14 protein-coding genes are annotated in these 14,166 nt (G+C 38.2%); 9 read left to right on the top strand and 5 right to left on the bottom strand.

Features of this window, described 5'->3' with window-relative positions:
* Position 1: 1 nt before the first annotated feature.
* From nrfD to G6W45_RS05030, 9 genes are all read left to right on the top strand, one after another.
* Positions 2-967, top strand: coding sequence for an NrfD/PsrC family molybdoenzyme membrane anchor subunit (gene nrfD, locus G6W45_RS05070; RefSeq protein WP_084109952.1), 966 nt, complete (start codon positions 2-4; stop codon positions 965-967).
* A 14-nt stretch (positions 968-981) separates the two neighbouring features.
* Entirely contained in the window at positions 982-3,597 is a 2,616-nt protein-coding gene (locus G6W45_RS05065; protein WP_194167737.1) for a cytochrome c biogenesis protein, read from the top strand.
* A gap of 8 nt (positions 3,598-3,605) precedes the next feature.
* Positions 3,606-4,430 (top strand): SEL1-like repeat protein, encoded by an 825-nt coding sequence (locus G6W45_RS05060; protein ID WP_194167736.1) that lies wholly within the window; start codon positions 3,606-3,608, stop codon positions 4,428-4,430.
* 72 nt (positions 4,431-4,502) lie between these two features.
* Positions 4,503-5,624, top strand: coding sequence for a nitrous oxide reductase accessory protein NosL (locus tag G6W45_RS05055; RefSeq protein ID WP_194167735.1), 1,122 nt, complete (start codon positions 4,503-4,505; stop codon positions 5,622-5,624).
* Position 5,625: 1 nt separating this feature from the next.
* Positions 5,626-5,811, top strand: a complete 186-nt coding sequence (locus tag G6W45_RS05050; protein WP_194167734.1) for a hypothetical protein — start codon at positions 5,626-5,628, stop codon at positions 5,809-5,811.
* On the top strand, positions 5,801-6,910 hold the full coding sequence (locus tag G6W45_RS05045; RefSeq protein WP_084041971.1) for an ABC transporter permease: 1,110 nt from the start codon (positions 5,801-5,803) through the stop codon (positions 6,908-6,910). Before G6W45_RS05050 ends, G6W45_RS05045 begins: the two co-directional genes overlap by 11 nt.
* The gene (locus tag G6W45_RS05040; RefSeq protein WP_194167733.1) at positions 6,907-7,575 is read left to right on the top strand and encodes an ABC transporter ATP-binding protein; all 669 of its coding nucleotides are present in this window, start codon (positions 6,907-6,909) and stop codon (positions 7,573-7,575) included. The genes G6W45_RS05045 and G6W45_RS05040 overlap by 4 nt, the downstream gene beginning before the upstream one ends.
* Complete coding sequence (locus G6W45_RS05035; RefSeq protein ID WP_107697939.1) at positions 7,572-8,525, top strand: hypothetical protein; 954 nt, start codon at positions 7,572-7,574, stop codon at positions 8,523-8,525. The genes G6W45_RS05040 and G6W45_RS05035 overlap by 4 nt, the downstream gene beginning before the upstream one ends.
* Positions 8,522-9,031, top strand: a complete 510-nt coding sequence (locus tag G6W45_RS05030) for a hypothetical protein (protein ID WP_085658404.1) — start codon at positions 8,522-8,524, stop codon at positions 9,029-9,031. The genes G6W45_RS05035 and G6W45_RS05030 overlap by 4 nt, the downstream gene beginning before the upstream one ends.
* 26 nt (positions 9,032-9,057) lie before the next feature.
* Here the strand turns inward: G6W45_RS05030 and G6W45_RS09990 are convergent, their stop codons facing one another.
* The 5 genes from G6W45_RS09990 to rsmA all read right to left on the bottom strand — a co-directional run bounded on the left by G6W45_RS09990 (position 9,058) and on the right by rsmA (position 14,111).
* The gene (locus tag G6W45_RS09990) at positions 9,058-9,213 is read right to left on the bottom strand and encodes an SEL1-like repeat protein (RefSeq protein ID WP_346265363.1); all 156 of its coding nucleotides are present in this window, start codon (positions 9,211-9,213) and stop codon (positions 9,058-9,060) included.
* A 228-nt stretch (positions 9,214-9,441) separates the two neighbouring features.
* On the bottom strand, positions 9,442-10,215 hold the full coding sequence (locus tag G6W45_RS05025) for a pseudouridine synthase (RefSeq protein WP_009295179.1): 774 nt from the start codon (positions 10,213-10,215) through the stop codon (positions 9,442-9,444).
* A 1-nt stretch (position 10,216) separates the two neighbouring features.
* Positions 10,217-11,170, bottom strand: a complete 954-nt coding sequence (locus G6W45_RS05020; protein ID WP_194167732.1) for a KpsF/GutQ family sugar-phosphate isomerase — start codon at positions 11,168-11,170, stop codon at positions 10,217-10,219.
* 9 nt (positions 11,171-11,179) lie between these two features.
* Positions 11,180-13,303, bottom strand: coding sequence for a ribonuclease J (locus tag G6W45_RS05015; RefSeq protein WP_194167731.1), 2,124 nt, complete (start codon positions 13,301-13,303; stop codon positions 11,180-11,182).
* On the bottom strand, positions 13,269-14,111 hold the full coding sequence (gene rsmA, locus G6W45_RS05010) for a 16S rRNA (adenine(1518)-N(6)/adenine(1519)-N(6))-dimethyltransferase RsmA (RefSeq protein ID WP_194167799.1): 843 nt from the start codon (positions 14,109-14,111) through the stop codon (positions 13,269-13,271). The genes G6W45_RS05015 and rsmA overlap by 35 nt, the downstream gene beginning before the upstream one ends.
* Positions 14,112-14,166: the final 55 nt, after the last annotated feature.

Here is a 14,166-nt window from a genome sequence, read left to right as displayed (position 1 = left end):
GATGGATGGTGCATTAAATTTTACTGCAACATTTTCGCATGGAGTAGAGTGGGGCTGGCCGATCGCTGTTTATCTTTTGCTAGCTGGTATGAGTGGTGGAGCGCTAATCGCTGCCATACTTTTAAAACACTATAAAAAGCAAGAGAGCTTTAGTCCATTTTTCAAGGCTGCTTCGCTTTTAGCATTTGTTAGCATCATGCTTGGTATGGTTTGCTTGATAGCTGATCTTGAAAAGCCGCTTTTATTTTGGAAAATTTTGATTAATTATAATTTCACATCAGTTATGTCTATCGGTGTTGCTGGACTTTGTGTATTTATACCGCTTAGCTTTTTGATGTGCCTTTATGCATTTAATGATGAGATTTCAAATTTCTTAGCCAAAAGTTTAAAATCCTTTAGCGCTCTTTTTGCACTAATAATGAAAATTTTAATACCGCTTTATCCATTTTTAAGTCGTATTTGTCTTATTTTTGCTGTAATAATTTGCGCTTATACTGGGTTTTTGATCTCAGTTTTGATTAGATTTCCACTCTTAAACACAGCTGTGCTTCCAGCTTTATTTATAGCTTCAGGACTAAGTGCTGGTATAAGTGGCAGTAGCTTGGTCGCAGCAGCTTTATTTAAAGAAGATCCGCACTCAAGCGACCTTCATTCGCTTCATAGCGTAGAATTTAGTGTTTTGGGAGCTGAAATTTTACTCATTTTAATGCTTTTTGTATCGCTTTTACTTGGTTCAAGTTATCAGCAAAATGCAGCTGTTGCTTTTTATAGTGGCGTTTGGGCAAATTTCTTTTGGCTTGGTGTTGTGCTGGTTGGCTTTATTGTGCCTTTTGTTTTAAATTTTGCATTTGGTAAAAAAGTAGCTAGTCTAAAATTTAGCTTTTATATCAGTTCATTAGCGGCTGTTATTGGTGTTTTACTGCTTAGGGTGTTTATACTTTATGCGGGACAAACTTATAGCATTTAAGGTAGAGGCGAGCGATGAGAATTTTAAATATCTACCGCTTGTCTTTGATATTATTATTTATTCTTGCTTTTGGTGCAGGGCTTGCGACTTTTTTAGAAAATTTTTATGACACACAAACGGCCAGAGTGCTTGTTTATGAAGCGCTTTGGTACGAGTGTGTTATGCTTGCTTGCACTATTTGTTTGGCTATCAGTATCGTAAAAACCAAGATGTATAAAAAATTTGGCGCATTTTTGATACATCTTGCTTTTATCGTTATCTTCATTGGGGCTGCGCTTACAAGGTATTTTGGCGAAGAGGGCGTTATGCATCTTAGAACCTTGCAAAGCTCAAATGTAATGCAAAGCGTCAAGCCTTATCTTATAGTCGAAATGCTTGGAGAAAATTTTAGTTATCCATTAAAATTAAGCTTATTTGGTAAAAACGACTTTGAGTTTAAAAATTTTATAGACGGCAAAGAATTTATAATTAACTTGCTTGGATATAAAAAAGATGAGAAAAACGCTCCTGCTACGCTTAGTTTAGAGATAAGTTTTAACGGCGAAAAAAAGAGTGTTAAGCTAAAAGGCGGAGCCGGATATGAGCTAGAGCCAAGTGTGCTAAGTTTTGGTGGGCAAGAGGTGAAATTTTACTTTAGCTCAAAGGCTTTAAATTTACCATTTTCATTAAAACTTGATGAGTTCATTTTGGAGCGATATGCAGGGCTAAATACTCCATCATCTTATACAAGTAAAGTAAGTATCGCTGGCAGTAAGTACGACATCTCGCTAAATAATCCACTAACGATTGATGGCTATAAAATTTTTCAGTCTTCATACGATCCTGACGAGCTTGGAAGTGCTTTTGAGATCAGCCGTGATCCTGGCAAAATCCCAACTTATATCGGATATTTTTTGCTTTGCGTTGGCTTTGCGGCAAATTTATTTAGCAAAAATAGCCGATTTTTTAGGCTGCTAAATTTCATAAAAGGCTCTCAAATAGCATTTTTGGCTGTTCTTTTATTAAGCGCAACTCCAAATTTTGCCAATGAAAATAATAAAAATTTAGACGCTCATGCAAGCAAATTTGCCAAAATTTTGACTCAAGCTGACAGCAGAATCGCTCCAGCTGGCTCTTACTCAAGAGCTGTGATAAGCAAAATTTCAACCAAAACGACGCTATTTGGGCTTAGCAGCGAGGAGCTAATGCTCTCTTTTGCCATCTCGCCAAAAGAGTGGATGGGCAAAAGGATAGTAAAGATCACAAGTGAGCGCGTAGGCGAGCTTTTGGGTGTTAATGAAAAATTTGCTAGTTTTAACGATGTCTTTAACGAAAATGGCGAGTACAAGCTGGCTAAATTTGTAGAAGCTGCAAATGAAAAATCCGCCTCTAAAAGAGATAAATTTGACAACGACGTGATCAAATTTGACGAGAGATTAAATGTCTTGTATCTTGCACTAAAGGGGGAAATTTTAAAATTTATCCCAGCTAAAAATGGCGATAAATTAACGTGGCTAGGCGTAAATGAAGCCTTTGGCTCAGGTGAAATTTCAAGTGAGCTTAAAAGTATTTTAGGCGCTTATATAGAAAATTTAAGCCTTTGTGTAAAAAGTGGCGAGTGTAAAGAGGCTGATAGGAGCTTGGAGAAAATTTCAAGCTATCAAAGAAGCATTCTAGGCTCTCTTGCGCCAAGCGAGGCAAAGGTGGAGCTTGAAGTGCTTTATAATCAAATGGAAATTTTTAAATTTCTTATATATTTTTACATGATTCTTGGATTAGTTTCGCTTGCTCTTGGCTTTTATAGGCTCTTTGCTGGAAAGAAATTTAGATTTGAAAAAGCGCTTAGCCTTGCATTTTATTTTGGCTTTACGGTGCATTTGTTAAATTTAGCTCTTCGTGCTTATATCTCAGGGCATGCACCTTGGAGTGATGCCTATGAGAGCTTAGTGTATATCTCGCTTGCAAGTGTACTAGCTGGAGTTTTATTTTTTAAACATCAAAGCTTTGCTCTTGGAGCCGCTTCACTTTTTGCAAGTGTAAGCTTGCTTGTCGCTCATCTAAATTTTATAAATCCACAAATAACAAATCTAGTCCCAGTTTTAAAGTCATTTTGGCTTAGCGTGCATGTAAGTGTCATCACGGCAAGCTACGGCTTTTTGGGCTTTAGCTTTGTGCTTGGGCTTCTTGGGCTTCTTTTAATGGCTATAAAAAATCAAAAAAACGAGCAAAAGCTTAGTGAGCAGATAAGATACCTCGCTGCAACTGATGAGCTAAGCCTCATCATAGGACTTAGCTTGCTAACTATTGGAAATTTCCTTGGTGGCGTCTGGGCGAATGAGAGCTGGGGTAGATACTGGGGCTGGGACAGCAAAGAGAGCTGGTCGTACATTACGATAATTATTTATGCCATTGCGCTTCATTTAAGATTTATCCCAAGATTAAAAAATATTTTTGCCTTTTTGGTAGCTAGCGTGCTCTCTTTTGGTTCAGTTATTTTTACCTATTTTGGTGTAAATTTCTATCTAAGCGGACTTCACTCATACGCAAATGGCGATGGATTTAGCGTTTCAAATTTGCTTTATTTGCTTTTAATGCTCTTGGCTTTGCTAATCGCCTTTGCTTATAGAGGTAAGGATATAAAAGAGATTTAGGAGATATGATGAAAAAGAGTTTAGTTTTATTGTTTGCTTGTTTGGGGCTATTAAATGCTGGCTATATCAAAGAGGCTTTAAACGCAAAAGAAGATCACAACAAGCTAGCACAAATTTATGAAGATGCTTGCGATAAAGAGAAAAAGGCATCAGGCTGCTACAATCTAGCTGTGCTTTACAGCAGAGGTGATGGTAATGTCAAAAAGGACGAAGCAAAGGCGGCGATGCTTTATGAGAAAGCTTGCGATCAAAATTTTTCTATGGCTTGCAGTAATCTTGGCTACGCCTATGAAAAAGGCAAAGGTGTGGAGAAAGACCTAGAAAAAGCGGTTAAATTTTATGAAAGAGCTTGTAAGGATAATGAGGGTTGCACGGAGCTTGGCTTGCTTTATGCAAATGGCACCGGCGTGACAAAGGATCTTAAAAAGGCAAAAGAGCTTTACGAAAAGGCTTGCAAGGCAGGTGATGGCATAGGATGTAGCAATCTCGTCTATCTATATGCGCAAGGTGAAGGTGTAGAGAAAGACTATGCAAAAGCCAAAGCAAACTACGAAATGGCTTGTGCAAACGAAGCTGGCATAGGGTGTGATAATCTCGGCTTTTTATATGTATATGCACAAGGCGTTGATCAAAACCTCACAAAAGCCACAAAACTTTATGAGCAAGCGTGTATATATGGATATGAAAAGGGCTGCAATAATTACGCTATCATGCTAGCTGAAGGTAAAGGCGTAAAAGAAGACGTGGAGAAAGCACGTGAAATTTTTACTAGAAGCTGCAAAAATGGCTTAAAAGAAGCGTGCGAGAATTTAGAAATTTTAGGAAAGCATTGATGCTTGATAAAGTTAGCCCAGTGGCATTTAAAGCTTATAAATATAAAAATAAAAAATACTAAAGGAGATAATATGATTTTACGTTCTATCTTGGGTTCAGCACTGCTAGCAACCATACTTTTTGGTGCTTCGGCGAATGAACAATCTGTCAAAATGAAACCGATGTTTCAAAGCGTGGATCCTAGCAAGGCTACACTAGTAGGAAATGGCGAGGGTAAGGAGTACTGCGCCGTTTGTGGAATGAATTTGGTTAAATTTTATAAGACCAATCACGTATATAACGGCAAGCAAGTAGCATCACTTCACTGCTTATACGAGCTAACAGAAGGTAAGATCCCAAGCGATGCACAAGTTGTGGATACTAAAAATCTAAATTTAATCGATGTAAACAAGGCATTTTACGTAGTTGGTAGTAGCGTCAAAGGCACAATGACTAGAAATAGCAAATACGCCTTTTCAACCGAGGCTGACGCAAAAGAATTTCAAGCAGAAAATGGCGGCGAGATAATGAACTTTGCTAAAGCTTACGAGATTGCTGGACAGGATTTTGAAGGCGATAATAAAATGATAAAAGCTAAACGTGAGGACGGCGTTTATGCACATGGTAAAGAATTTTATGAAGCAAACTGCGCTAAAACGGACGCCAAAAGCTTCAAAGCCATCTCTGAGCTAAAAGCTCATCTCAAAAAAGTATGCGACGCAAAAGAGGCTAACAAAGCTCCAGAGTACGACAAGCACTTGCAAGCCGCTGCTCTTTATCTATGGGACGCTCCAGCAAATTTAGGTACTAGCAATCAAGCCTCAAAACCTAAACAAGAAATAAAAAAACCTGAGAGAATAGTCGTACCAAAGGGTGCAAGATGTGCGGTATGCGGCATGCTCGTCAAAAATTCTCCATGGGCGACACTCATCAAAGCAGATGGCAAAGATTATTATTTTGATGGTGTAAAGGATATGGCACAATTTTACTTTGCGGATGGCAAAATGAAAGATGCTTATGTGAGTGATTATTACACGCTAGAAAAGCTTGATGCAAAAGATGCGTTTTATGTTCATGGCTCAAACGTTTACGGACCAATGGGCGATGAATTTATCCCATTTAAAGACGAAGCAAAGGCAGAGAGCTTTTTAAAAGATCATGCTGGCAAAGGTGTCATAAGATTTGACGAGATAAAGAATTTTATCGGTAAATAGTGTGAAATTTCTAGTTTTTTTGGCGTTATTTTTTGGACTTTCTTATACGCTTTTAGCGGCACACTATCTTAGCTTTGATCATAAAGCAAAGCAAGATGAGCTAAGAGAAATTTCTAATATAACAAGAGCAAATGCTGCTTTTAGTTTCAACCAAAAGGGGCAAAAAGGCTTTGTCTATGATAGGTAAAAATTTTATAAACTATGCTGTGGTTCTGCTTTTTAAAGATAGGAAAGATCACCTTTTTAGCTTTTGCCTCTTTGCATTGATTATTTTTGTGCTAAGCTCGGTACTTTTCATCTCTGGATCGATCCAACATGATCTTATAAATTTAGTAAAAGATAGATCAAGTATCGTAGTGAGCGCGTTTCGTGCTGGCAAAAATGATCTCATGCACCCTGGCTATATCTACGATATCTCGAAGATCGATGGCGTAAGTGATGTAAGGGGCGTGGTTGATGGAGAGTACTACTTCGTTCAAAAGCGTGTTTGGTTTCATCTATATGAAGATGATAGCTTAAAAGAAGATGAGATGATCGTCGGAGAAGGTGTCAAGGCAGCGATGAATGAGCTTTACTACGACGAGAGCTTTAATTTTCTAACTGAAGAGCGCATGATACCAGTAAAGATATTAAAGACCATGCCGGCACAAAGTGGTTTAATCTCAAATAACGCTATATTTTTGCATCCAAATACGCTAAGGGCTATCTTAAATTTAAAAGATGAAGAGTATACAAAGCTCTATGTTGAGGTGCCAAACACCGATGAAATCAGTGAAGTAGCTTTAAAGATAGAGAATTTATACCCAAATTCTTTCGCCCTTAGTATAGAAGATGAGGTGGCTAAGGTTAGGCACCTTTACTATTATAAGGGTGGAATTTTTATGAGCATTTATGTTAGCGTCATGCTTATATTCTTTGTCTTGCTTAAAAACCAAATTTCACTCGCCTATGGTAGTAAAAAGCGTGAAATAGCTATTTTAAGAAGCATTGGTTTTTGTATAAAAGACATTATATTTTTAAAATTTATACAAAATTTCATTGTGAGTGTTAGTGCTTTTTTACTCGGTGTTATGCTGGCTTATCTCTTTGTTTTTGTATTAAACGCTCCACTTTTAAAAGGGATATTTTTAGGTGATGAGCTTTTAAATTTTACAAATTTCACGCCTATTTTAGAGTTTGATAAGCTCTTTTTGATCTTTGTTTTTGGTGTGATACCATTTTTGGCGTTTGTACTCATACCTTCATGGAGAGTAGCAAGTAGTGACATAAATGAGGGGCTAAAATGATAAATATAAGAGGTGTTAGCCTAGTTTATAACCAAAACAAACAAAATGAGTTTTGTGCTTTAAAAAATATAAATTTAGATATTAATGACAGCGAGCTAGTGATACTAAAAGGCATTAGTGGAAGCGGTAAAAGTACCTTGCTTTCGCTTATCGCCCTACTTCAAAAGCCAACTAGTGGAGAAATCTTGATAGATGGCACTAACATCGCGAAGCTACCTGATGCCTTTTGTTCTGAACTTAGACACAAAAGGCTTGGACTTGTCTTTCAAAATTTTAACCTCATTGAGGGGCTAAGTGTATATGAAAATTTACTAGCTCCATTTGCTCTAACAAATTTCAAGGCAAATGTGCGAGATGAGATGATAAAAAAGGCTCTAAGCCTCGCAAATATCGCTCATAAAAAAGATGAGAACGTATCAAATTTAAGTGGTGGCGAGCGTCAAAGATGCGCGGTAGCTAGAGCTTTATCTATGGATGCTGATATCATCTTGGCTGATGAGCCAACGGCAAACTTAGATAGACAAAATGCACGTGCATTTTTGGGCTTACTAGAGTCTTTTAAAGCTCTAAAAAAGAGTGTTATTGTCGCTACTCACGATAGCATTTTTGATGAGCTAAGTGCAACAGATATGGTTGTCAGCTTGCAAAACGGAGAGATAGTATGAGTGTCTTTTTATCAAACGCCGTTATTGCCTTTTTGTTAGCAGAGTTTGTACTGTTAGTTTTGATGAGTATTTCGCTCTTTTACGTTGTTAGGATCGTGAGATCGTGGGATTACAACGCACTAACATCGCTTCAATACTCGCTTGAAAAGCAAAACTATCTTGTAAATACGATCTTGCTTTTTTGCGTCTGTATCAAGATCGTATTGTTTATATTCTTTGCGCTTTGCCTAAACGAACTCTCTGATATTGTGCCTGGTGCTATGTGTTCAGCTGGCGTGATTGGCTCAAATAAATTTGGTGGTATATTGATGCTCACTAAAATTTTGCTGATCTTTGGGCTTGGTATCTGGCTGGTTATAAATAAGCTTGACTTGCAGGCTCTAAATTTCCCTTATCTAAAGAAAAAATACGCCATTTTTATCTGCCTTTTTGTCATGATACTACTTGAGCTTGGCATAGAAATTTCGTTTTTTTACAATATCCCACTAAAAGTGCCGGTCTTTTGCTGCTCTGTCACTTTTCAAGCTCCAAAGCTACCATTTGGCTATACAAATTTTGGCTTAGTAAGCGTATTTTACGTGCTATTTTTTGTTATTTTGGTGCTAAATTTCTTAAAGCAAAGTATGGCTAGCTTTGTGGCAAATTTGTTGTTTTTGGTGCTTAGTTACTATGCCATCACCTACTTTTTTGGCCTTTATGTTTATGAACAGCCAAACCATAAATGCCCATACTGCATGCTGAAAAGTGATTATTTTTATGTTGGCTACCTCATCTGGGGCAGTTTGTTTCTAGGCGTTTTTTACGGTCTTATGCCATATCTTGTTGAGATTATCACAAAGACAAACTACTCACACAAGCTTAAATTTTCATCGATCTGGTTAGGTGTTTGCGTGTTGATATGCTCGCTTTATGTACTCAAATACTATTTGCTAAGAGGATTTTTATTTTGATAAAGCAAATTTTTTCTTTGTGTTTGTTAGCTTTAGTTCTAGCTGTGCTTGCCTATAATGCCGATATAAGTGATGATAAAATTTTAGTTTTAAATAACGGCAAATCAGAGCCGATCGAGCAACTTACGCCAAATAAATTTATATGTTATGAGAGTAGGACGCTTATCGCTGATAACAACGACACAGCCCAAGCCATCATGCCAAATGGCGACATCTACTTTTTTAACGACATCACAAATTCTTTCATCTGGTATATGGCGCAAAAGAGCAAAGATAAGATCAAGTTATATGTCTATTCAAGAGATACAAATCGCTACATCCTAGCGCAAAATGCGTGGTACTCAAGGGTCGATATAACTCCCATGGGATACGGCATAGGAGCGTACGAGTTTCACACATATGGCATAAACGACAACTACTTTAAAGAGGTCTTGCTCTACGCAGCACGCGGTGAGACGTTACTAAATCCATATATAAACATCCTACTTTCAGAAAATAAGATATAAATTTATGAAGCTCTAAATTTTTAGTATTAAAGGCCTTTTTCGTTTAGCTTTTTATAAATGTCACACCCTGGTTGAAGCCCTAATTCGCAAGCCTTATAAAAATATTTTTTTGCTATGTGGTAGTTTTGTTTTGTGCCTTTGTCTTTTAGGTAAAAAGCTCCTAAATCAAAACAACAATCAATATTCCCACTATCATAAACATTTTGCTATTGCTTAGTTGCTTTATCATAAGTCACCTTTATTGTGCTTCAAGTCTAAGCTCAATAAAGATCCTTACAAAGACTGGTAGCTAGTAAAATAAAGGATAAAAGAATAGCCTTTTTCATTTTTCTCCATTTTTGTAAATTTTTAAATAAATTTGTAGTTATTTTTGTTTGACTTACCTGCTTTTTAGAGAAAGCAAGCCTAAGTTAGTATCTAACGTTATTAACCTTTAAAAAGTCCCTTAGGTCTTCGTATTCGCTATTTTCAAAGTAGCGCCATTTGCCAGGCTTTAGCATATCAAGGCTAACACGCCCAAAACTAACCCTTTTTAGATCCATCACTTCAAGGTCAAAGTATCCAAAGAAGCGGCGAAGCTCCCTGTTTTGCCCCTCGTTGATGATGACCTTTAGTTTTGTATAGCCGCCACTTGAGCCAAAGACTTTATAGGCTAGAAATGGCTTAAATTCCATTGATTTTATAGTGGTTTTTGCATGAGCGCCTTTGGTGGCGTCCTTGGCAAAAAAGCCATTTGTCATGGCCTCAATAACCTCTTTTGTTACCTCGCCTTTTACTTTTAGATAGTATTCGCGCTCTAAGTCGCTATTCATGAGCGCTGTGGCGATCGCTGGAGCGTCAGTTAGTAAAAGCAGTCCCTCACTTGCATAGTCTAAGCGCCCTACGCTAACAAATTTTGCAAATTTCTTATCTAATGTGTCGTAGATCGTCTTTCGTCCGCGGTCGTCTTTTTTGCTAACTAGTTCACCCTTTTGTTTATGATAGACGATAACAGTAAATTCCTTTTTTAGCTTTATCAAACGACCATTTATACGTACTTTGTCATCTTCATCTACGCTTGTGGCAAGGTCGCTAACCACACGTCCTGCTATACTAACCTTACCAGCTTTTATCAGCTCATCTGCCTCACGGCGTGAGTAGTTTGTGTTATGTGAGATAAATTTATTTAGTCTTGTTTTTTCCATTTTATAGTCCTAAATTTGCAAGGTCATGGATGTGTAAAACACCCACAGGCACGCCGTTTTCTACGACGGCTAGAAGCTGAATTTTATATTTTTCTATGAGGGCTAACGCATCTACAGCTAACATTTCCTTATCGTTTATCTCTTTTGGATGCAAGGTTGCAAATTTCATTGCTGGCTCGTCTAGATCAAAGTCTTCTCGCATAAGTGCACGTCTAAGATCGCCGTCGCTTAAAATAGCATCTAACACACCATCTTTATCGACGATTAGGACCGTGCCAAGTTTACCGTGTGTCATAGTATCGATTGCTTTTTTTAGGCTCGCATTCCAGCGAACTATCGGTAAATTTTCGCTTCTCATCACATCTTTGACCTTTAAAAATAGCCTCTTGCCAAGGCTACCACCTGGATGAAAATTTGCAAAGTCCTCTTTTTTAAAGCCTCGCTTTTGCATCAAACAAACAGCCAACGCATCGCCAAGAGCTAACGTTAGCGTGGTTGATGCTGTTGGAGCGGCATTTAGTGGGCACGCCTCTTTCTCTACGTCAATGCCAATAAATGCATCGCTAAATTTACCAAGTGAGCTTGTTTTGCTCCTTGCCATTGCGACGATCTTTACGCCAAAGCGCTTTACGTGAGGCAAAATTTTGATAAGCTCATCGCTCTCGCCACTAAAGCTAATGGCTAACAAAACATCATCCTTTTCTATCATGCCAAGGTCGCCGTGCATAGCCTCTGTTGGATGCAAGAAAAAGCTTGGCGTACCAGTACTTGCAAGCGTGGCAGCGATCTTTGCGCCTATGTGACCGCTCTTGCCTACGCCTGTTACTATGACCTTGCCTTTTGCGTTATATATCAAATTTACAGCATCTTCTATCTTTAAGTTTTTAGCATGTCTTAAAAGCTCGTTTGCTTCTATCTTTAAAACTTCGGCTGCGATTTGGTTGATTGTCTGCATAAATTTCCCTTACATTAGATAGATAATTGGCACGATAGTTGGGTACTTTTTGACCTTTCTAAAGATATGCTTTCTGATCACTTGACGTACTTGTGACTCGAGCAGTCTGCCATCTTTTAAAAGCTCCTCTTTGATGTTGCTTAAAAACTGTGTCAAAATTTCTTGCATCTCTTTGCTAAACTCAGCATCTTGCTTGTTACCTACAAGTCCGTAGCTAATGACGCGAGGTTTATTTATAAGCTTTGCACCATGACGTGAAATTTGAGCAATTATCATGACGACACCTGCTTCAGCAAGGTTTTGTCTATCGATGACGACATCGTCTGAGATTTGTTTATTTATTTGATTGTCTATGAAGACTTTGCCGGTTTTTACCGTTTTTACACGTTTTAAGTATTTTTGGCAGATCTCCATTTGATCGCCATCACTCATTAGATAGATATTTTTCTCATCCACACCACAGCTAATGGCCGTCTCTTTATGCTTTGCGATGTGATTGTATTCGCCATGCACTGGCAAGAAAAATTTTGGTTTTATAAGACGTAGCATCAGCTTTTGCTCTTCTTGTGCCGCGTGACCGCTGACGTGGATCTCGCTAAAGTCTTGATAAGCGACACTTGCGCCTGATTTTATTAGGAAATTTAATACAGTTGAGATGCTGCTTTCATTACCAGGGATCGCCTTTGAGCTGATTATTATCTGATCGGTTGGCTTTATTTTGATGTATTTGTGCTCATCGGTAGCCATTCGGTAGAGTGCGCTCATAGTCTCACCCTGAGAGCCAGTGGTAACGATCAGCACTTCGTTATCTTTAAATTTGCCAACCTCGTTAGCGTCGATAAAAATTTTCTTATCAAGTTTGATGTAGCCAAGCTCCATTGCAGTATATAAATTTCTCTCCATTGATCTACCAATGACACAGACTTTGCGGTTGTATTTTAGCCCCCACTCGATCGCCTGATAAACGCGGTGGATGTTTGAGCTAAATGTGCTCATAATGACGCGTCCTTTGGCCTTTGAGAATATCGCGTCAAAGGTCTTGCCCACGCTGCTTTCGCTTTTTGTAAATCCTTCACGGTAGCTGTTCGTGCTATCGCTCATTAGACATAATACGCCTCTTTCGCCGTAGTATGCAAGTCTGCCAAGGTCAGTTGGATAGCCGTCGATCGGCGTATGGTCGATCTTAAAGTCGCCTGTATGGATGATAGTGCCCGCCTTTGTCGTGATAGCAAGTGCTGAAGCATCGATTATAGAGTGAGTTATATGTATCCACTCAACCTCAAAGTCGCCTATTAGATATGGCTTGCGCTTTTCGACCGAGCGGAAAAGCGAACGCTCCTGCTTTAGCCCGTGCTCTTCAAATTTGTTATTTATCATGCCAAGTGGTAAAGGTGTGGCATAAATCGGAAATTTAAACTCTTTGTAAAAATATGGTACTGCGCCGATGTGATCCTCGTGCGCATGAGTGATGATGACGCCTTTTATCTTATCTTTTATTTTTCTAACATAGTCAAAGTCAGGGATGAGTATATCCACGCCGTGCATACTCTCGCTAGGAAAGCTCATGCCGATATCAACGATGATAGCACTAGTTTCAGTTTCAAAGACGGTCATATTGCCACCGATCTCACCAAGACCGCCAAGTGGAGTTATGCGAATTTTATGTTCGCTTGAGTTTAGATACTTCATTGGTTCCAGACGAAGCTCGTGAACGGCTTTGTTTGCCACCATTGCACTTGCGATATCTTGCTGCCATTGCTCATTACCATTTAGTTTTGCAGGTAAATTTTTCTTTGGCTTTTTAGCTTTTTTAGGCTTTTCTTTTTGTTCTTGTGTTTTGGTTTTTGTTTCTTGTGGTTCTTGTTTTTGCTCTTTTGGCTTATTGTTTTCGCCAGTTTTGTTTTGATTTTTGTTATTTCTTTGCTTTTTTGGGCGAGGATTTTGACTCTTTGGCTCGGCATGCGCTTCAGCTTGCTCTGCTGCAAAGAAGTTATCTATCACGCTTTTGCTTGCTAGTGATGTTTGCTCGGTAGTTTCGCCCTCTTGTTTTGGCTTGTTTTTTGGTCTAAATCTTCGTCTTTTGTTGTTTTTACTTTGGTTAGTTACAACTTTCTCTTCGTTTTTGTCGTTCATTATCTTCCTTTAATCTTTCAAATACTTTTAGATAAGAATCGACATCTAGCTCGTGTGGACGTAAATTTTGAGCTAAGTCTAGGTCTTCAAAAATTTCTTCTAACGCTTTTTTGTCAAAATTTGTGGATAAATTTTTCAAAAGCGTCTTTCTTGGCGAAGCAAACGCAGCTCTTAAAAATGCTTTAAAAGCCTCGTATTGTTTTGCATCTTTGAAAATCCCGTCTTTGCCAAAAATCTTTTTTGTTTTTTGTAGTTTGATGACTGAGGATGTGACCTTTGGAGGTGGATTAAAAAGCTTTGCATCCACGTCAAACAAAAGCTCACACCTGCCTTGAAGTGAAGCGAGGATCGATAAAGCGCTAAATTCTTTATACTTGCTCTTTGCACTAAATTTAAGAGCAACCTCTTTTTGTATCATCACAATAAGCCCAAGGCATTTTTCGTCATCTATCGCATTTAGTATCATCTTCGTAGCAACGTAATAGGGCAAATTTGCGACTAAAAAGTAGTTCTGGCTACTTAGTCCGCCCTCTTCTTGCCACTGCTCTAAAGCATCTTTACAAAAAAGTTTTAATTGTCCATTTTGGATCTCATTTGCAAATTTGACCTTTAAAATTTGAAACAGCTCACAATCTATCTCAAAAGAGGTCGTCTTATAAATTTGCAAAAGTCTAAATGTCAAATCACCTAAGCCAGGCCCAATCTCAACGACGTTTTCTACGTCCTTGGGTATCGCTTGGATGATCTTATCTAGTGTCGCTTTGTCTTGTAAAAAATTCTGTCCAAAGTGCTTTTTTGCCTTTATCATAGCCGCAATATTAGCCAAAAATTACTTATACAATGATTACAAGTTTAGTTTAATC

Origin of the sequence: Campylobacter concisus, assembly GCF_015229955.1 — a bacterium.
Lineage (GTDB): Bacteria > Campylobacterota > Campylobacteria > Campylobacterales > Campylobacteraceae > Campylobacter_A > Campylobacter_A concisus_AT.
This window is presented reverse-complemented; position numbering and strand designations above follow the sequence as displayed.